Annotated in this window: 16 protein-coding genes; 5 read left to right on the top strand and 11 right to left on the bottom strand. The window is 67.5% G+C overall.

The genetic code is table 11. From position 1 onward, the window contains the following. Positions 1 to 325: 325 nt before the first annotated feature. The 4 genes from F4Y45_01655 to F4Y45_01640 all read left to right on the top strand — a co-directional run bounded on the left by F4Y45_01655 (position 326) and on the right by F4Y45_01640 (position 5,073). Complete coding sequence (locus F4Y45_01655; GenBank protein MXY23211.1) at positions 326 to 2,638, top strand: carbohydrate binding family 9 domain-containing protein; 2,313 nt, start codon at positions 326 to 328, stop codon at positions 2,636 to 2,638. 41 nt (positions 2,639 to 2,679) lie between these two features. Continuing rightward, the gene (gene msrB, locus F4Y45_01650; GenBank protein ID MXY23210.1) at positions 2,680 to 3,141 is read left to right on the top strand and encodes a peptide-methionine (R)-S-oxide reductase MsrB; all 462 of its coding nucleotides are present in this window, start codon (positions 2,680 to 2,682) and stop codon (positions 3,139 to 3,141) included. Positions 3,142 to 3,219: 78 nt separating this feature from the next. Then, the gene (locus F4Y45_01645; protein ID MXY23209.1) at positions 3,220 to 4,476 is read left to right on the top strand and encodes a PQQ-binding-like beta-propeller repeat protein; all 1,257 of its coding nucleotides are present in this window, start codon (positions 3,220 to 3,222) and stop codon (positions 4,474 to 4,476) included. Between the two features lie 39 nt (positions 4,477 to 4,515). Beyond that, positions 4,516 to 5,073, top strand: a complete 558-nt coding sequence (locus F4Y45_01640; protein ID MXY23208.1) for a TVP38/TMEM64 family protein — start codon at positions 4,516 to 4,518, stop codon at positions 5,071 to 5,073. A 55-nt stretch (positions 5,074 to 5,128) separates the two neighbouring features. Here F4Y45_01640 and F4Y45_01635 read toward each other — a convergent pair whose 3' ends face one another. The 8 genes from F4Y45_01635 to F4Y45_01600 all read right to left on the bottom strand — a co-directional run bounded on the left by F4Y45_01635 (position 5,129) and on the right by F4Y45_01600 (position 12,903). Next, positions 5,129 to 5,965, bottom strand: a complete 837-nt coding sequence (locus F4Y45_01635; protein MXY23207.1) for a hypothetical protein — start codon at positions 5,963 to 5,965, stop codon at positions 5,129 to 5,131. Between the two features lie 5 nt (positions 5,966 to 5,970). After that, a complete protein-coding gene (locus F4Y45_01630) occupies positions 5,971 to 7,074 on the bottom strand; it encodes a hypothetical protein (protein MXY23206.1) in 1,104 nt (367 codons plus the stop codon). A gap of 274 nt (positions 7,075 to 7,348) precedes the next feature. Further along, positions 7,349 to 7,783, bottom strand: a complete 435-nt coding sequence (locus F4Y45_01625; protein ID MXY23205.1) for a DUF2335 domain-containing protein — start codon at positions 7,781 to 7,783, stop codon at positions 7,349 to 7,351. Then, the gene (locus F4Y45_01620; GenBank protein MXY23204.1) at positions 7,722 to 7,970 is read right to left on the bottom strand and encodes a hypothetical protein; all 249 of its coding nucleotides are present in this window, start codon (positions 7,968 to 7,970) and stop codon (positions 7,722 to 7,724) included. Before F4Y45_01620 ends, F4Y45_01625 begins: the two co-directional genes overlap by 62 nt. Positions 7,971 to 8,035: 65 nt before the next feature. Beyond that, the gene (locus tag F4Y45_01615) at positions 8,036 to 9,448 is read right to left on the bottom strand and encodes an NAD(P)(+) transhydrogenase (Re/Si-specific) subunit beta (protein MXY23203.1); all 1,413 of its coding nucleotides are present in this window, start codon (positions 9,446 to 9,448) and stop codon (positions 8,036 to 8,038) included. A gap of 19 nt (positions 9,449 to 9,467) precedes the next feature. Then, on the bottom strand, positions 9,468 to 9,746 hold the full coding sequence (locus F4Y45_01610) for an NAD(P) transhydrogenase subunit alpha (protein ID MXY23202.1): 279 nt from the start codon (positions 9,744 to 9,746) through the stop codon (positions 9,468 to 9,470). Between the two features lie 2 nt (positions 9,747 to 9,748). Then, positions 9,749 to 10,921: a Re/Si-specific NAD(P)(+) transhydrogenase subunit alpha gene (locus F4Y45_01605; protein MXY23201.1), complete on the bottom strand. Its 1,173-nt coding sequence runs from the start codon at positions 10,919 to 10,921 to the stop codon at positions 9,749 to 9,751. Beyond that, on the bottom strand, positions 10,918 to 12,903 hold the full coding sequence (locus F4Y45_01600) for a PQQ-binding-like beta-propeller repeat protein (protein MXY23200.1): 1,986 nt from the start codon (positions 12,901 to 12,903) through the stop codon (positions 10,918 to 10,920). Before F4Y45_01600 ends, F4Y45_01605 begins: the two co-directional genes overlap by 4 nt. Before the next feature lie 89 nt (positions 12,904 to 12,992). Here F4Y45_01600 and F4Y45_01595 point away from each other — a divergent pair, with 89 nt between their 5' ends. Then, positions 12,993 to 13,994, top strand: a complete 1,002-nt coding sequence (locus F4Y45_01595) for a hypothetical protein (protein MXY23199.1) — start codon at positions 12,993 to 12,995, stop codon at positions 13,992 to 13,994. A gap of 156 nt (positions 13,995 to 14,150) precedes the next feature. Here the strand turns inward: F4Y45_01595 and F4Y45_01590 are convergent, their stop codons facing one another. From F4Y45_01590 to F4Y45_01580, 3 genes are all read right to left on the bottom strand, one after another. Then, the gene (locus tag F4Y45_01590) at positions 14,151 to 15,659 is read right to left on the bottom strand and encodes an adenosylhomocysteinase (GenBank protein ID MXY23198.1); all 1,509 of its coding nucleotides are present in this window, start codon (positions 15,657 to 15,659) and stop codon (positions 14,151 to 14,153) included. A gap of 114 nt (positions 15,660 to 15,773) precedes the next feature. Beyond that, positions 15,774 to 17,273 (bottom strand): DEAD/DEAH box helicase, encoded by a 1,500-nt coding sequence (locus tag F4Y45_01585; GenBank protein MXY23197.1) that lies wholly within the window; start codon positions 17,271 to 17,273, stop codon positions 15,774 to 15,776. A 59-nt stretch (positions 17,274 to 17,332) separates the two neighbouring features. Then, entirely contained in the window at positions 17,333 to 19,141 is a 1,809-nt protein-coding gene (locus tag F4Y45_01580; GenBank protein ID MXY23196.1) for a PQQ-binding-like beta-propeller repeat protein, read from the bottom strand. Positions 19,142 to 19,173 lie beyond the last annotated feature (32 nt).

The following is a 19,173-nucleotide window of genomic DNA, read 5'->3' as shown; positions in this document are numbered from 1 at the left end:
GGGGGGGCCCCCGCGTGGCCCCCCCCCCGGGCGCGGCGGGGGGGGGGGTGGCGCTTCCCCCGCGCGCCGGCGGCGGCCCCCCCCCGGGCGCCCCCCCCCGCCCCCGGGCCCGCGGCCCCCCCGCGGCGGTTTCGTGGCTCGACTTCACGGTGTGTTCTCCTGGATGTCGGCGTCGGAGCGATTGCGCTGGTCGTGTTGGAGCCAACGATCCTAGACGAGACGGGAGCCCTGCGCCAACCGCAACGGGCGGTCCCGGCCGGGGCAGTGCCTCCGAGATAAGATCTAGGTGGAAACTCCCGGCCTGGAACTTCCGTCTAGGGATCCCATGTGGACATTCTGCGGTCGTGTTATGGCTGCACTCGCGATTGCCCTCCTCGCCGCCAGCGGCGCGGCGGCGCAGTCGGTGGAGGAGGCGGACGGCTCGGCGTCGTTCGGGCCCAACCGGGTGCTCGCGGACGACACCCGGCCTCCGTCGCTGGATCCGGAATACGGCGCGCTCGCGGACCGTCCGCGCGTCCGGGCGGCGCGGATCGACACCCCGCCCGAGATCGACGGCCGTCTGGACGACGAGGCATGGCTCGAGGCGGCGCTCCTGACGGAGTTCGTGCAGCAGTCGCCCCTCGACGGCGCGCCGGCGACGGAGCGCACCGAGATCTACATCGCTTACGACAGCGACCACATCTACTTCGGTTTCTACCTGCACTACGAGGATCCCGGCATCCTGCGTGCGAACCGGGTGGATCGCGACACGTCGTGGCAGGACGACCTGATGACCATCTACATCGACACGTTCATGGATCAGCAGCGCTGCTACGACTTCGATCTCAATGCTTACAACGTGCAGGGCGACGGGGTCATCAACGCGTCGAACCTGCGTGGCGGGCCGATCCCGATCGCCGACCGGTCGTGGGACACACTCTTCTACAGCGGCGCCGAGATCGTCGACGACGGTTACACGGCGGAGATGGCCATACCCTTCAAGAGCATCCGCTACCCGCAGCAGGCGCCTGGCGTCGAGCACCGCTGGGGCTTTCAGGTCGTTCGCGAGGTGAAGGGGAAGAACCAGGAGAACATCGTCTGGGCGCCTATGTCGCGCGACGTGCAGAGCTTCATGGCGCAGATGGGTGTGCTCGAGGGGATGACCGATCTGTCGACCAGCCGGAACCTGGAAATCCTCCCGACGTTCACCGCCATACAGTACGGCTCTCTCGACGACGCGTCGGGCGACTGGGTGGGCCAGGGAACCAGCCCGGAGGGGGGCGTCAACCTCAAGTACGGCATCACGTCGAACCTCACCGCTGATTTCACCGCAAATCCCGACTTCTCGCAGATCGAGTCGGACGAGGCGCAGATCGACGTCAACCAGCGCTTCCCGCTCTTCTTCCCGGAACTGCGTCCCTTCTTCCTGGAGGGCCAGGACATCTTCGAGTTCACTTCGCCGGTGCAGTTGATCCACACGCGGACCATTGTGGACCCGAACGTGGGAGGCAAGCTGACCGGCAAGGTGGGACGGACGACGATGGGCTTCCTCGTGGCCGACGATGAAGCGCCGGGGAAGCGGGACGACCCGGCGGATCCGGCCTACGGGCGCAACGCGCAGTTCATCGTGGGGCGGGCGCGGTACGACCTCTACCGCGAATCGCACCTCGGAGTCGTGGCGACCGGCCGCGAGTTCCTGGATGGCTACAGTCGGGTCGGTGGTGTCGACGGCCAGTTCCGCCTGGGTCAGGCCAGCCGTTTCAACTTCGTCGCCGTCCAGTCGGCGCACAGGAACGAGGATGGTGATGAGAAGGGCGGCCCGATGCTCGGCGCACTCTTCGAGCACGAGGGCCGCAACCTGGAGGCGTCCGCCTTTACGGCGCACATCTATCCCGACTTCCACACCGACGTCGGGTTCGTTCGGCGGGTCGATCAGCGAATGGTCGGTGGCGAAGTGGGCTACCGATGGTGGCCCGAGCACTGGCTCATCAACTGGGGTCCGTCGTTCGAGTACGAGTTGGGTTACAACCACGCCGGTGTCCGCGAGGACGAGTTGACGGGCGCTGAGCTCGAACTCCAGTTCGCCCGCAACGTAAGCCTGGACGTTGGCGGGACGCGCGCGTTCGAGCGCTACGGCGGCGTCGGCTTCCGGCGGAACAACTACAACGTGCGCACCAATGTCAGTACAAGCCGGCTCTTCTCGCTCGGTGGCGGCTTCAATTGGGGCGACGAGATCTTCTACGACGTCAGCAACCCGTACCTGGGCCGCGGATCGCGCGCGCGAGTGTTCGCCACCGTCCGGCCCAGCTCTCGGCTGACGTCGCAGATCAACCTCAGTACCAGCCGGTTTACGGACGTCCGGCCCGGCCCGCATGCCGGTGAGGTGTTCAACGTGCAGATCCTGCGGGCGTTCAGCACGCTGACCTTCACCGACCGCCTGCTGCTCCGGAACATCACGGAGTACAACTCATTCCACGGCACCCTCGCGCTGAATCTGCTGGCGACCTATCGCATCAACGCGCTGACCGTCTTCTACGTCGGCTACGATGACCACTATCAGCAAGCGGATCTGATCGACGAAGAGCGTTACCCGTTCCGGACGCTGAAGCGGAAGAACCGCGCGCTGTTCACGAAGCTGCAGATTCTGTTCCGGTATTGAACAGCGGCTCGGCAGGTTGCGGGGCCGGCAAGGAGTTGACGATGGGCGAGCAGAAGACGGTGAGCCGGGCGTCCGCGGACGCCGAGTTCACGCCTCTCGAGAAACCGGCCGACGAGTGGCAGGCGCTGCTGCCGGCCGACTCCTACCGCGTGTTGTTCCGTGAAGCCACCGAGCCGGCCGGGACGAGCGAGTTGAACCACGAGAAGCGCGAGGGCACGTTCATCTGCGCGGCCTGCCACCTGCCGTTGTTCGAGTCGTCCGCGAAGTACGAGAGCGGCACCGGCTGGCCCAGTTTCTTCGCCGCCATCCCGGGCCGGGTGGACACGAGAGTCGACTTCAAGCTGATCCTTCCCCGCACCGAGTACCACTGCATCCGCTGCGGCGGCCACCAGGGGCATGTCTTCCGGGACGGCCCGCCGCCGACCGGCCAGCGTTACTGCAACAACGGGGTCGCCCTCCGGTTCGTTCCAGCCGGTGAGGAGCTGCCGCGACTTCGCACCTGATCAACGGTGCTGGACTCACTCTATGGCCAAGAAGCCGGTGACAGCCCATCTGATCGCCGACCACGCAAGGTGAGCAGAATGGTCCACGCAGCGCGGTGGGTGGTTTCCGCGACGCTCGTGCTGGCGGTCGGCCCGCTGGCGTGGGCCCAGGAATGGGCCGGCTGGCGCGGACCCGGCCGCGACGGCATTGCCCCGGCCACGCAGTCGCTGGAGACCTGGCCCGAGGCGTTCTCCCGCGCCTGGGAAGTCCCGGTCGGCGAGGGTTACTCGTCGCCGGTGGCTTCTGGCGGCAGGGTCTTCGTCCACAGCCGGAACGGCGACCGCGAGATCGTGACCGCCCTCGATCTCGCCAGCGGCGCGCAACTGTGGCAACAGGACTATCCGGCCGGCTTCGTTCAGAACACCATCGCCCCGGTCGAGCTCCGGGGCCCGTTCGCGACGCCGGCAGTCGACGGTGGGCGCCTGTTCACGCTGGACGCCGGCGGGGTGCTGTCGGCCTGGGATGCCGCATCCGGCGCGCTGGAGTGGCGGAACGACTACTCCGCGTCGGTGAGCGTGACGGATCTCTTCTGCGGCACGGCCGCGTCGCCGCTGGTCGCCGGCGCCACGCTGTTCGTCCAAATAGGAAGCGATACCGCGGGAGGCCGCGTGCTCGCGTTGGATCCGGCGACGGGCCGCGAGATCTGGGCGTGGGGCGGCGTTGGGCCCGGGTATGCCTCGCCCATAGTGGTCGACGTCGAGGGTCAGCGCCAGGTAGTCACGCTGACGGAATCGTCGCTCGTCGGCCTCAACGCCGCGACCGGCGAGCTGCTGTGGAGCGTCCCCTTCATCGACGAATGGCACGAGAACACCGTGACCCCGGTCTGGACCGGCACGCACCTGGTGATCTCGGGCTCGCGGCAGGGGACTCACGCGTTCACGATCCGGCGCCAGGGCAATGACTGGCAAGCGGTGCCCGCCTGGAGCAACGTCGGCGTCACGATGTACATGACCTCACCGGTGCTGGCGGGCGGCACGCTCTACGGGCATTCGTCGACCCGGAGCGGCCAGTTCGTCGCCCTCGACGCGGGGACGGGCGACGTACGCTGGGCGAGCGAGGGACGCGAAGGGGAGCATGCTTCCGTTCTGATGGCCGGTGACGATCTCCTGTTGCTGACGAGCGACGCCGAGCTGTTCGTCGCGGCGCCGGACGCCGAAGCATTCACGGTGGTGCGTCACTACGACGTCGCGAATGGCGCAACGTGGGCGATGCCGGTCCCGCTACCCGACGGCCTCCTCGTGCGTGACGCGACCAGCCTTGCGCGCCTCGTTCCGGCCAATCAACCTCCGGGGTGAGCGCTCGCCGCTCCGCCATCCGCAGGCTTCGAGCCGCCCATGACCACCAGCCGGCGCATCGCCCTCGGGTTCTGGCTCGTCGTGACGGTGGGGCTCAGCGGGCTCTACGCGGTGCGGCCGGACCTTATTGAGCCGTCGAACCTCGTCGCCCTGTTCCGGCAGTCGGGACCCTTGGTGCTGGTCGGCTACGTCGTCGTGAGCCTCGCGCGGCCGGTGACCCTGATTCCCGGCACGGTGCTGGTCGTCGTAGGCACGCTGCTTTTTCCGGACCGCTACTGGACGGTCTTCGCCATCTCGCTGGGCTGCGTTGTCGCTTCGTCGGGGCTGGTCTACTGGTTCTTTGACTTCCTCGGCCTCTCGGAGCTGTTCGAGCGGAAGCACGCCGAGCGTATTCGCTGGCTCGAGGCGCAGATGGCGCGCCGGGGATTCTGGATCGTCGCCGGCTGGTCGCTCTTTCCGATCATCCCCACCGACGTGATCTGCTACGTGGCGGGGTCGCTCCGGATGCCCTTCGGCCGCTTCCTCGTGGCGGTCGCGTTGGGGAAGCTGCCGCTCGTCGCCTTCTACGTCACGGGTGGCACCTGGCTGTTCGGTTGATCGGGGGCAGTCGGGCTGGCCGTACTCCTCCGCTAGGCGCGCCCGTCGCAGTGGGTCATTTCTGCCGCAGAGGCACCCAGGCCGTCGTCCGTCCGCCGATGGTCACGTGCTCTATCGGCTCGCCGCGCGCCGTGCGGGCGTCGTCGCGCTTGCCCCAGCGCCGGTGGAACAGCCATGTGCGGGGATACCGTGAGTCGTCCGCGTTCGCGCCCACGGCCCGACTGACGATGGACCGGAGCTTGCCCCCCAGCTTTCGCGCTTCGGCGTCGGTGAGGGAGGATGCCCGCCGCCGGGGATCGATACCGGCCTGGAAGAGCGCCTCATCGGCAATCCAGTTGCCCACGCCCGCCGCGAACGACTGATCGAGCAGCAGCGACTTGAGGTTAGCGCCGCGTGCCCGCACCAGCGCGGAGAAGCGGGACGCCGAGGGCATCGCGAGCAGGGGATCGAAGCCGAGCTTCGAGACCGGCGGCTCCTGCTCTGGATTCTCGCGCAACAGGAGGCGCCCCAGCCGTCGCCCGTCGGTCATGGCCAGCTCGCCGCCGTCGTCGAACCGGAGCCGGATCTTCATGAAGCGCGGGGGCCAGACCGAGGCGTCCTCGCGCGGTCCGGACTTGAGCTGCAGCGGGACCGACGCCGGCGTCTTGAATCCGCCGGCCATCCCGAAGTGAAAGAGCGGATGCGGTGGCGCATCCAACTCCAGCCAGAGTTGCTTGCCCCAGCGCCGGGCGGCTACGACCCGCTTGTCTTCGAGCGCGCGGCGCCACTGCTCGTGCTCGGCCCCAGCGAAGACGATCGGGTCGTCGGTACAGGCCACCGCCTCGATGCGGCGCCCTGCCGCCACGTCCTCCGCGAGCCTGCGCCCACGCTCGACCTCCGGCAGCTCCGGCACGTTGCCTACTGCGTGCGGATCAGCTCCGACGGCCGGTGCGGGACGTAGCGCACCAGCCGGCGTCGGCTCACTTCGCCCGCATAGATGTTGCCGTCGAAGTCGACGCCGAGGAACTCGATGCCGGCGCCCACGTCCTCGTCGTGCTGCGGGATGAAATGGGTGACCCACGCCTGCTCGGTCTTCAGGTCGCCAATCCGGATCCCTTTCTCCCAGCCCAGGTTGCTGCGCCAGTTGTCGGGCGGGCCGGTGCGGACCATTCCGGACAAGCCGTCGCCTGCGTAGAGGATGTCATTGCGGTCGATGAACAGTCCGCTCGGCTTGCCGTAGTGGGTCCAGATGTAGAGCAGCTCGCCTTCCTGGTTGAACACCTGGATCCGGCTGTTGCCGCGGTCCGCGACGTAGATGCGGCCCTGCGAATCCATCTTGATGTCGTGCGGGTCGGAGAAGCGGGCCGCTTCCTTGCTCTCCGAGCCGACGCCGCCCCCCACTTCCAGCAAGAACGTGCCGTCGGCGGAGAACTTCACGATCCGGTTGTTGCCGCCCCGGTGGCCGTCGGAGACCCAGATGTCGCCGTTGCGGGCGACCACCACGCCGGACGGTCCATTGAAGTGATTCGGGCCGTCGCCCCAGACGCCCGCCTCGCCCAGGCGCATCACGACGTCTCCCTGCTGATTCAGTTTCAGGACCTGGTGCCCGATCCCCATCGCTTCGCCCGCCACGGCGCGTGAATCGCCGTGCGAGCCCCCCTCGGTCACCCAGAGAAATCCCTCGTGATCGAGGAAGAAGCCGTGGGGGAACGCGAACAGGCCGGCCCCGAAGCTGTCGACCAGATTGCCCTCTAGGTCGAACTTCATAATCGGGTCGAGATCGGTGCCCGCGCACTCGTTCGCGCCGCAGCGGTCGAGTATCCAGAGGTGGCGGCCGTCCGGGTCGGGAAACACGCCGCTCACCGTGCCGAGAACGCGTCCCTCCGGCAGTTGTTCCCAACCGAACGTGGCGCGGTAAGGATTCGTCGTCGACGACTGTGCGGATACGCTCAAGTCAGCCGAGACGAACCAGACGAGACAGCCGAGCGCGAGGGCTGTGGCGAGGCGAAGCACGAAGTGCATGGGAACCTCCTGCGACGTTTCCAGTCGGCCACAAGTCTACCTGCCTCCCCCATACATCAAGGGTCCGAAACGCCACTGTGCCTACATCAAACGGTTGGTTTCGAAAGTCGTGATGACGGCGCCGGCCTCGCGCGAGGCATCCACGCGGGATCGATCGGCCACACCTGTTCCGCTTCCCAGTCGCCGAACTCATCCGGCCGGACCGGATGGCGCTCATAACCGCGGCGATGGCGCATCTCAAGGGCCTCAGTGTCCGATCGCTCCGGTGCTCGGTTCATGGAAGTCTCAGCGTGGTTGCTTCCGCCCCCTGTCGCAGTTCCAAGACACTGGCTACGTTCGGTCCCGCCGTTCCGGGTGACGTTCGCGATTTGCCTGTCGGGTCGGCGCGTCGTATGGAAGTTGAAGCTGAGGCGACGAAAAGTCGGACCGCTTCTGTTTCCGTTCCTCCGCGCGATTCGAGTGCGTGACGGTGCGCGGCCTGCTGCTCGGTCATCGCCACGATCCGCTCCGCGCAGTCAGGAAAAGCCTCGTTGTACTTGGCGAGCAATCCAGGAGGCGGAAGGGGGCCTTGGAACGACTGAGAGATCGAGACGTGCTCCGAAACCCGCTCGAGGCCTTCGGAGTCCCGATTCGGCGGCTGTGCGGATTCAGTGTCCGTCCGCTGCGCGGGCAGTTTCGATGATTGGCGGTTGGTCCGTCGTCGGCTCACTTTCCAACCTCATCATGGTGTCGGCGAGATCCTGGCCGACGATGTGCCAGTCGCTGTAGATTGCCCGCGCATCGGCCAGATCATCGGCGGCGCTGTCGTTGTAGCTGTCGAAGACGCCGAACAAGTCAACTAGGCGCGCGATCCCGGACCAAGTGGACGGCGTGGCGAAGAGGTAGTCGCTTCGCATCGGAGAACAGAGCTTATCAGGCCGCATGACTGTTTGTACTACAGAATTCCTGCTTCAATGCTGCCCTATGCCTCTTTGACCGCCGCGATCAGGTCCAGCACCGCCTTCTTGCCGTCGCCGAAGAACATCAGCGAGTTGTCGGCGGCGAACAGCGGGTTGGGGATGCCGGCGAAGCCGGGGGAGAGGCTCCGCTTGATGATCACGACCGTCCGCGACTGATCGACGTTGAGGATCGGCATGCCCGCGATGGGGCTCGACGGATCGTTGCGGGCGTCAGGGTTGACGATGTCGTTGGCGCCAATCACGAGGCTGACGTCGGTCTGCTCGAACGAGGGATTGATGGCGTCCATCTCCTTCAGCTTGTCGTAGTCGACGTCCGCCTCGGCCAGCAGCACGTTCATGTGCCCCGGCATCCGGCCGGCCACCGGATGGATGGCGTACTCGACCTCGATGCCGCGTTCCTCGAGCAGGTTGGCGAGGTCGCGCACCTGGTGCTGGGCCTGCGACACCGCGAGGCCATAGCCCGGGACGACGACGACCCGGCGCGCGCCGTCGAACAGCATCGCCACCTCTTCGGCGGACGTGCTCTTGACCCGCCCCGCGTATACCGAATCGGCGTCGGCCTTGGCGCCGCCCCCTTCCGCGATGGCGCCGACGAGCACGTTCACGAGCGAGCGGTTCATCGCCTTGCACATGATCCGGGTCAGGATGAGCCCCGAGGCGCCGACGAGCGAGCCGGTGATGATAAGGATGTTGTTGCTGAGGACGAAGCCGGTCGAGGCGGCGGCGAGGCCGGAGTAGGAGTTGAGCAGCGCGATGGCGACCGGCATGTCGGCGCCGCCGATCGGGATCGTCAGCAGAATGCCCAGGATCGAGGCCACTCCCACGAGCGCCGCGTAGTAGCCGACGGGGCTGAGGCCGCCAATCCCAGCGTCCGCCACCACCAGGGCGCCGCAACCCAGCGCAACGAGGCCGAGCGCGGCGTTCAGCACCTGCTGGCCCGGAAAGACCACCGGCCGGTCGGGCAGCAGCAGGCCGCGCAGCTTGTCGAAGGCGACCAGGCTCCCCCAGAACGTGACCGAGCCGATCAGGCCCGAGGCGACGGTGGCGACGGTCGTCTGCACCGCCGGATCCGGCTCGCTCACGAGCACCGCCCCGGCGACCAGGGCGGAGGCGCCGCCGCCGAACGCGTTCAGCAGCGCCACCATTTCCGGCATCGCGGTCATCGCGATCCGGAGCGCGAGCGTCGCGCCGATTGCCGCGCCGAGGCCGACGCCGGCCGCAATCCAAATGAATGCCTCGGTTCCGGCGCCGAAGATTTCCTGGTCCAGCAGGGTCGCCACCACGGCGAGCAGCATGCCCGTGGCCCCCATCAGGTTGCCGCGGACCGCGGTGCGCGGGTGCGTAAGCCCGCGGATCCCCAGGATGAAGAGGACCGAGGCGACGAGGTAGATGAGGTTGATGACGGTGCTGTCCACGGTCGTCTGGTTTCGGACCTCAGTCCTTCTTGCGGAACATGCTGAGCATTCGGTTGGTCACCAGGAAGCCGCCGACGACGTTGATCGTCGCGATGACCAGCGCCACGAAGCCGAGAATCCGCGCCATCTCATGGCCGGAAGCGACCGACAGCAGGGCGCCAATGATCGTGATGCCGGAGATCGCGTTGCTCCCCGACATCAGCGGCGTGTGCAACAGCGGGGGAACCTTGGTGATGATCTCGAAGCCGACGAAGACGGCGAGCATGAAGATCGTGAGAAGCGGAATGAGAACGTCCATGGCTACTCTCCGGACGGCGAGGGCGTGCCGAGCAGGTCGCGGATGCGCGGATGCACCACCGCTCCGTCGCGCGACACGAGCGTGCCCGCCGTGATTTCGTCCTCCATATCGAGCGCCAGCTCGCCATCTTTTACGAGATGAAGCAAGAGGGTCGAGATGTTCTTCGCGTACATCTGCGACGCATGGTACGGCACCGTCGCGGGCAGATTCGTCGGGCCGAGAATCGTCACCCCGTTGTCGGTCACCACCGTCTCGTCTCCCTGGGTCAGCTCGCAGTTGCCGCCCCGCTCGGCGGCCAGGTCGACGACCACGGAGCCGGGCGACATGCCCGCCACCGCGTCCGCGGTCACGAGGGTCGGCGCCGTCTTCCCCGGGATGAGCGCCGTCGTGATGACGACGTCGCTTGCCGCCACGACGCGCGCCATTGTCTCGCGCTGCCGCCGGTAGAACGACTCGTCCTGCGCCTTGGCGTAACCGCCCGCATCTTCGGCGCCCTCGGTCTCGAGCGGCAGTTCGACGAACGACGCGCCGAGGCTCTCGACCTGTTCCTTGACGACGGGACGGACGTCGTAGGCCTCGACGCGCGCGCCGATGCGGCGGGCCGACGCGATGGCCTGGAGCCCAGCCACGCCGGCTCCGACGACGAACACCTTGGCCGGGGTGATGGTGCCGGCCGCCGTCATCATCATCGGGAACATCCGGGGAAGCGCCGCGGCGGCGAGCAGCACCGCCTTGTAGCCGGCGATCGTCGCCATCGACGAGAGGGCGTCCATGCTCTGCGCCCGCGTGATGCGCGGGATCAACTCCATCGAGAACGCGATGACGCCCCGCTCGGCCACCGCCTGGGCGGCGGCGGGCTCGCCGAGCGGATCCGACAGCCCGATGATGGCCTGGCCGGCGCGGAGCTGCTCCAGGCCGGCACGGCCGGCCTCGCCCGCCGCACCGGGGCTGCGTACTTGCAGCACGACATCGGCATCGGCGAAGAGTTGCGCGCGCGACGCCGCGATTCGGGCTCCAGACTCTGTGAAGGCGGCGTCCGGGAAGCCTGCCTCGTCGCCCGCGGAAGGCTCGATCAGGACGTCTAGCGACGCCTTCGCGAGCGCGGGGACGACTCCCGGAACGATTGCGACGCGCCGCTCGCCCGGGAAGGCCTCCTTCGGAACGCCGACGATCATGGCAGGGCGAAAGCGAGGAACTCGCCTCCGTAGCCTCCACCGCTCACCGCGACGACGATGTACTGCTTTCCGTCGACCGTGTAGGTCATCGGCGACCCGGTTTGCTGCGCCGGCATCCAGACCTGACCCAGCTCCTCGCCCGTCGCCTTGTCGTAGGCCCGGAGCATCGCGCCCGTCTCGCCGTCTTCATTCGTCCACGAGCCGCCGTCGCCGGCGATCACGAGGGTCTTGGTGACGAGCGTTCCGACGCGGCCGGGCCGGCCGGTGCGAGGAACGTCCACCCCTTCGAGCAGCCGGTGGTTGCGGATGTTGTCGGCGGTCTCGCCGTGCGCGACCTGCCAGACAATCTCGCCGCGATTCAGGTCGATTGCGCTGATCCGGCCCCACGGCGGCTTGATGATGGAGATACCCTCGACATTCAGCGCTTCGTCGCGCGCGCTGATTCCTTCCGCCCGGCCGCGGATGAAGTTCATGTCGGACCGTTCCGGATCGTTCACCAGGCCGAGGTTGGTCACCTCGGTCTTCGAGAACTGGTAGAAGATGCCGGTTTCGGGATCGAACGAGCCGCCCGGCCAGTTCACGCCGCCGGTCGAGGCGGGCACCTGCAGGGTGCCGAACGTCCCGTCGGCCGACCCGACCGACGGCGGGGTGTAGATCGAGCGTCCGTAGCGGAAACGGTTCAGCACCTCGAGCGCGCGCTGGCGCAGCTCCGGCGTGAAGTCGATCAGGTCGTCCGGACCGATCCCCTGCTGATCGAAGGCGGGCGGCCTGGTCGGGTGCGGCTGCGTCGGCGCGAGCCGCTCTCCCGGGATGTCTGAGGGGGCCACCGGCTGTTCCTCGATCGGCCATACCGGCTCGCCCGTCTCCCGGTCGAAAACGAAGAGCCACGACTGCTTGGTCGGGAGCGTAACGGCCTTGATCTCGCGGCCGTCGACGGTAATGTCGGTCAGCACCGGCGCCGCCGGCAGATCCCAGTCCCAGACGTCGTGGTGGGTGATCTGGAAGTGCCACTTCCGCTCGCCCGTGTCGAGGTCGACCGCCACAAGACTGTCCGAAAAGAGGTTGTCGCCGAGGCGGTGCCCACCGTAGTAGTCGTTCGTCGGCATCTCGATGGGCAGGTAGGCCATGCGCAGTTCCGGGTCGATCGTCATCTGCGCCCAGACGCCGGTGTTGCCGGTGTAGCGCCACGAATCGCCTTCCCAGGTGTCGTTGCCGAATTCGTCTCCCTGCGGGATGGTGTGGAAGATCCACTTGCGGTCGCCCGTACGCGTGTCGTAGCCGCGGATGAACCCCTTGACGTTGGTCATCGACGCCGGGGCGCCGCCCGGGAGGTGCGCGGCGCCGATGACGATCGTGTCGCCGACCGCGACGGGGGCGGCGTGCAGGCCGATCTCGCCGGTAACGAGGTCGATGTCCTGATCGAGCTGCGTCTTCAGGTCGACGATGCCGTCGGTGCCGAAGTCCGACAGGCGCCGGCCGGTCTTCGCATTCAGCCCGATGAGGTGGTAACCGGGGGTGACGTAGAAGATCTTTCCGTCGCCGCCGTCATCCACGTAGGTGAGTCCCCGGCCCGACAGCCGGCGCGGCGCCGCTTCGCCCCGCTCACCTTCGTCGTAGCGGTGGAACCAGAGCAGCTCGCCGGTCGCGGCGTCCAGCGCGACCGCCGCCCGCCGGGTGCCGACCGTGGCGTAGAGCGTGCCGTCCACCATCAGCGGCGTGACCTGGAGGAAGAACTCCGGCCGCGGCCCGAAGTTGTCGGTGCGGAACGACCAGGCCACTTCGAGGTCGTTGAAGTTGCCGCCGTCGATTTGATCGAGAGGCGAGTACCGGGTGTGCGCGAGGTCGCCGCCGTAACTCGGCCATTCCCCGTTCCGGGTCCCCTCCTCCTGCGCGGCCAGCCCGATGGAGGCGCAGAGGAGGCCGGCCACCAGGGCCAGCACCCAGCCCGTGCGGGCGTCAGATCGGTTGCGGACGTGTCGCATCAGGAATCCTCCGTCGTAACGCAAAGCAAAGAGGAAAGCATACACTGGTGCCGGAACGGCGCGCCTTGCGACAGGGCGGGAGGAAAAGGATGCTGAGACGGCAATTCATGCGGGGGACGGCGGCGGCGGTCGGGTTCGTTCTCGCGGCGTCAGTCGGGGCGGCGACGGCGGCGGAGCGGGAACTCCAAACGGTGGAGTTTTACAGTCCGGCCGTTGATCGGGACATGAAGTACAACATCCTGCTGCCGGACGACTACGAGACGTCAACGGAGCGCTACCCGGTGCTCTACCTGCTCCACGGCTTGACGCAGAACTACACTGCGTGGGGCCTTTCGAACGGCGCGCCTTTCTATGCCGGCCTCTACCACGACCTGATCATCGTCATGCCGGATGTGGGCAACTCCTGGTACGTCAACTGGGCCGAGAACGAAGGCGGCCAGAAGAACAACTGGGAGGACCATGTCATTCAGGACGTCGTCAGCCACGTCGACTGGAACTTCCGGACGATCGCCCGCCGCGAGGGACGAGCCATCACCGGGCTGTCGATGGGGGGCTTCGGCGGGATCACGATGGGTCTGCGCAACCCGGACATGTTCATCTCAATCGGCAGCACGAGCGGCGCGCTCGAGTACGGCCGGCAAGCGGCGGCGAGGATGCGCGGCGAGATGCCGCCCCGCCAGCCGCGCCAGTTGACGCCGGAGCAGGAGGAGCGGCGGCGGCAGCCGAACCCGCTCATCGGCATCGAGGGCTTCAGCAGCCAGGTGGAGAGGACGCCCCAGGGAACGATGTTCGCCACCCCGGAACAGGCCGACGCCTACGATCCCTTCAAGCTGATCACCCAGGTCCCGCGCGAGGACCTTCCGCACATTTATCTCGACTGCGGCACCGAGGACCGCCTGATCAGCGGCGCTCGCGAGCTGGCGCGCTACCTGATGGACGAGGACATTCCGTTCGACTACATGCAGCAGCCGGGAGGCCACAACGCGGCCTACTGGATCGAGGCGATCGGCCGCATCACGGCGGTGCAGTACGAGGTGATGCAGCGCGCCCTCGGCCAGCGTCCGACGGGTCGCCGCCGGCCGTCGAACTGAGGACGCGTCCGGTCGGCCGCCGACCTGAACCGCGCCCCGGCGCGCTCCGCGCCGCCGCCGAACTGGTCGGGCCGGTGGAAGGTCGATGTCCTTCAGCAGCAGGAACCTGGGTTTACTGCCGTCAAGCGCCTGCGCAGCGTCAAACGGCCGGAGGCTCTAGTAGCGGTAGTGGTCGGACTTGTAGGGTCCGTCGACCGGAATCCCGAGGTATGCGGCCTGCTCGGGCGTCATCTCCGTCAGGTGCACGCCGAGAGCGTCGAGATGGAGGCGGGCCACCTTCTCGTCAAGCTGCTTCGGCAGCATGTAGACCTGCTTCTCGTATTCACCCTCGTTCCGGTGCAGGGCGATCTGCGCGAGCACCTGGTTAGTGAATGACGCCGACATGACGAAGCTTGGATGCCCGGTGGCGCATCCGAGGTTCAGCAGCCGCCCCTCCGCGAGGACGAGGACGCTGTGGCCGTCCGGGAAGCGCCACTCGTCGTACTGCGGCTTGATGGGGATCCGATCGATGCCGGGGAACGACTTCAGGCCGGCCATGTCGATCTCGTTGTCGAAGTGGCCGATGTTGCCGACGATCGCCTTGTCCTTCATCCGGTTCATCTGCGCGGCGCTGATGATGTCGCGGTTGCCGGTAGAGGTGATGAAGATGTCGGCGGTCTCCAGCATCTCCTCCAGCGTCACCACCTGGTAACCTTCCATCGCCGCCTGCAGGGCGCAGATCGGGTCGATTTCGGTGATGACGACGCGGCAGCCCTGGCCGCGCAGCGACTGGGCGCAACCCTTCCCCACCTCGCCGTAGCCGCAGACCACCGCCACCTTGCCGCCCAGCATGACGTCGGTGGCGCGCGCGAGGCCGTCCGGCAGCGAATGGCGGCAGCCGTAGATGTTGTCGAACTTGCTCTTGGTGACCGAATCGTTGACGTTGATGGCCGGGAAGAGCAGCGTGCCGTCGCGCATCATCTCGTAGAGACGGTGCACGCCGGTGGTCGTCTCCTCGCTGACTCCCCGGATGGCGGGACCGATGCGGCGCCACTGCCGCGGGTCGCGCGCCGCGATCTCGCAAAGCAGGTCGAGAATGACACCCCATTCCTCCGGCTCGGACGACGGATCGAAGGCCGGGATTGCTCCCGCCTGCTCGAACTCGTAGCCCCTGTGGATCAGGAGCGTCGCGTCGCCGCCGTCGTCGACGACGAGACTCGGGCCGCTGCCGTCGGGCCAGACGATCGCCTCGTTCGTGCACCACCAGTACTCGGGGAGCGTCTCTCCCTTCCAGGCGAACACCGGAATCCCGCAAGGTGTCTCTGCCGTGCCGCCTGTCTCGGGGCGCCCGACCGCAACCGCCGCGGCGGCGTGATCCTGCGTCGAGAAAATGTTGCATGACGCCCAGCGGACGTCGGCTCCCAGATCGGCGAGGGTCTCGATCAGCACGGCGGTCTGCACCGTCATGTGCAGGCTGCCCATCACCCTTGCGCCGGCGAGCGGGCGCTGGCCCGCATGCTCGCGCCGGAGGGCCATCAACCCGGGCATTTCCTGCTCGGCAAGGCGGATTTCATGCCGGCCCTGCTCGGCAAGGCCGAGGTCCGTCACCTTGAATGGGACGCGGCCGGCAAGGGCCGCCGTCTCGAAGGGGTGTGTAGTTTCCGTTTCGATGGCCGTAGTCGTCATCTGAATCAATCTCCTCGGTCGTCTATCTACTCTAACCGTCGTTCCATCCCGCCAGGAGCTTGCTCCGTAGGAGTTTCGCGCCAGCGAAACTTCCAACGCGCCCGCAAGGGTGCGCTAGCGCCGGGACCGCCCGCTGCGGCGCGACCGGCGGCGCGGCCGCCCATCGGACGGCCCGGACGAATCCGACGTGCGCTTCTTCGGCGGAAGCCGCATCGAATCGGGCCGCTCCACGCCCGCCTCGGCGGATGGTGCGTGCAGCGTCTCCTGATAATAGTCGTCAAGCAACATCGCGATGATCCGCGATTCATCCTCGTTCTCGGCCAGTTGGCGTGCGAGCGGCACAAAACGCTGGCTCCGTTCGGCCCGCAGCCGGTCCCGTTCGCGGAGTCGCGCCTCGAGCAGCGTCGTCAACCGTTCGGCCGCTACCGCCGCGACATCCTCGTCGGACGGGAGGGGGCGTGCCTGAAACTCGATGCCGTACCGCTTCGCGATCTGATCGAGCCCCAGCTTCTCCGCCTCGGTCACGAGTGACAGGGCCGTCCCGGCGGCTCCCGCCCGGCCGGTCCGCCCCGCGCGGTGGACGTAGTCCTCGGCGTCCTCTGGCGGCTCGTACTGGATGACGTGCGACAGCTCCGGAATGTCCAGCCCCCGTGACGCCACATCGGTCGCGACGAGAAAGCGGAGCTTCCCCTCGCGCACCCGCTTCAGGATTCGTTCCCGGTCGGCTTGCGACCGATCCGCGCTTAACTCGTCCGCGTCGTAACCGAACCGTTGCAACACGACGGTTACGTAGTGAACGTTCTGTTTCGTGTTGCAGAAGATGAACGCCGACGACGGGTTCTCCGTCTCGATGATCCGGACCAGCGCGCGGTCCTTGTCCATCGGTGGGACGGAGTAGAACACGTGCTCGGTGTCTGTGACGTGAACGTGGTCGCGGCTGAGGGTGAGGAACTCCGGCTCGGCAATGAACTCGCGCGACGTTTTCATCACCGATGCGGGGAACGTCGCGGAGAACATGGTGGTGTGGATCGGTCTGCCCGGCAGGTACGTCTGCACCTGCTTCATGTCGGGGTAGAACCCCATGGACAGCATGCGGTCCGCCTCGTCGAAGACGAGCGTCGTCAGATCCTTGAGCGAGAAGGCCCCGCGCAACAGGTGATCGAGCGCGCGTCCGGGTGTCGCGACCACCAGTTGCACGCCCTCGCGTAGCGCCTTGATCTGCGGCTCGTAGCCGACCCCCCCGTACACGGCGGTAGAGCGAAGGCCGCTGCCCTCCCACAGCATCTCGGCGTCCGACTGGACCTGGCGTGCCAGTTCACGGGTCGGCACCAGCACGAGGGCCTGTGTCCGATTCCGGGAAGCGTCCAGCCGTTCCAGCATCGGAAGAAGGAACGCCGCCGTCTTGCCGCTTCCCGTGCGTGCCTGAATCACGAGGTCGCGCCCCGCCAGCAGGTACGGGATCGCCCGCGCCTGAACCGGCATCAGCGAGGTCCAGCCCGGGTGGCCTACGGCGGTGCGGAGGTTCTCGGGTAGCTGCTCTATTGAGACTTCCGGAAGGGAATCCTGGGGTTCTGCGAGAGGGGGCTGCAGTGCTAACGGTGTCGGTGCGGTCAATGGTTATGTGTCTGAGACTGCCTGTAACGACGTCGCGGTCCCGTCAATTGTACGTGGAATCAGTCGACGCCGAACGCCAGCAAGACGTTGCCGCCCCGGCCGCCGAACGCGGCGTAGCCGGAGTTGACGTAAACCATGCCGTCGACGACGACCGGGCCCGGCCCGTTGATCGACCCCCCTTTGGCCGGGACGCCGTTCACCGTGGCGTGGTCGCCGTTGGTGTCGAATTCCCAGAGGACCGCGCCGTTGTCGGCGTCGTAGGCGCGGAACAGGCCGTCCATGGCGCCGGAGAAGACGACGCCGGGAATCGCCGTGATCGCCGCGAGGAGGGCCGGACTGCACTGGTCGCAGACCGGCGCGTGCGGTTCGGAATACCAGACCAGCTCGCCGGTCCGGAGGCGCACGGCGGCCAGTCCGCCCGGCTCCGGCGTCAGAAAGCCCGAGTTGGCGAAGTACGCCTTCTCGTCGTCCACCGCGAAGCCCCATTCGATGCCGCCGAGCGCACTGCCTGGTCCGACCTGGTACTGCCAGGCGATGGCCCCGTCCTGATCCGGATCGAGGCCGAAACTGATGCCGGACTTCTGCCCGACGACGAGCAGCTCCCGGCCGTCGGACATCGTGACGAGTACCGGCGAGGCACCGAAGTCGAAGTCGGGGCCGCTCTCCTCCGGACAGTTCGGGTTGCCGGGGCGGCAGATGATGAACGCGTCGCCCGGGGTGAACTGCCTGGTCCAGCGGATGGCGCCGGTATCGAGATCGAACGCCATGATCGCATCGCTCGTGTCGGCGGCCGGCTCGGTGTAGGCGTTGCCGGTCGCCGCATAGACGAGTCGCCGCCGGGCGTCGATGGTCGGCGCCGACCAGACGGCGGCCCCGGCCGGTCCCATCAGGAACGCACCCTCCGGGTTGCGCCCGCGTGGGGCTGGCGTCTCGGCGATGGTGTAGGTCTTCCAGGCCACGTCACCCGTGTCGACGTCAAGCGCCACAACGCTTCCCCGGAACGTGCAGCAGGCGTACTCCGGGTCCGCGGCCAGCACTTCTTCCAGTGACGACACCGGCACGTACAGCCGGTCTTCGTGGAGCACTGGCGCTCCCGTGATTCGGGCGCCCGAGTGGTCGTCAACGTCCCGCCGCCAGATCTCCTCGCCGGTCCCGGCATCGAGGGCGTAGACGTTCGCGTTGAAGTCGCCGAACAGGAGTGCATGCCGGCCGTCCGCCAAGCGGGCGACCGTCATGGCACTCCGGACGCCGCTCTGCGCCGAGAAAGTCCAGTAGGTGCAGCCGGTCCGTGCGTCCAGCGCATAGACCTCACCGTTCACGCTCGCGACGAACAGGCGCCCGCCGACAACCGTAGGCTGCGACTGCGCGGATGCCACGTCGGCGTAGCCGAACGCCCACTTGAGCTGTAGCCGCTGGACGTCGCCGGCCGGCAGCAGAGCATGTTCGGCCGGCTGGAACCGCGCGTTTCTGACATCGACGCCCCAGCCGTTCCACTGCGCGCCTCCGTCCAGACCCGCCCAGTCGGCGGCGGACCCCGCCACGCAGGCGCCGGCGGCAGGGCCCGCATCCGCTTCAACGGTGCGTCCCGTGATGAACTCCGCCACGGCGCTCCTCTCCGCCGGGCTCAACTCCGCCCCCTGCTGCATCATGACCCCATCGGTCAGGGCTCCGACGATGGCGGCAGGAGTCATCGCCCGCATGTTGTCGATGGCCAGCGCGCGCGGCACCACGTCACCGAGATGGCACGCGGCGCAGTGTTCCTCGAACAGCGCTTCGCCGTCGGGGCTCTGAGCCGCGGCTGGCGCGGCGACGGCCAGAACGGCGGCAACAACCAAGAGAATCCGACGGGCCGGGCAGTAACGAAGCATCAATACTCCTGACATGACGAAGACGGTAGGAT

The sequence above is a fragment of the Acidobacteriota bacterium genome, from assembly GCA_009838525.1.
Lineage (GTDB): Bacteria > Acidobacteriota > Vicinamibacteria > Vicinamibacterales > UBA8438 > VXRJ01.
This window is presented reverse-complemented; position numbering and strand designations above follow the sequence as displayed.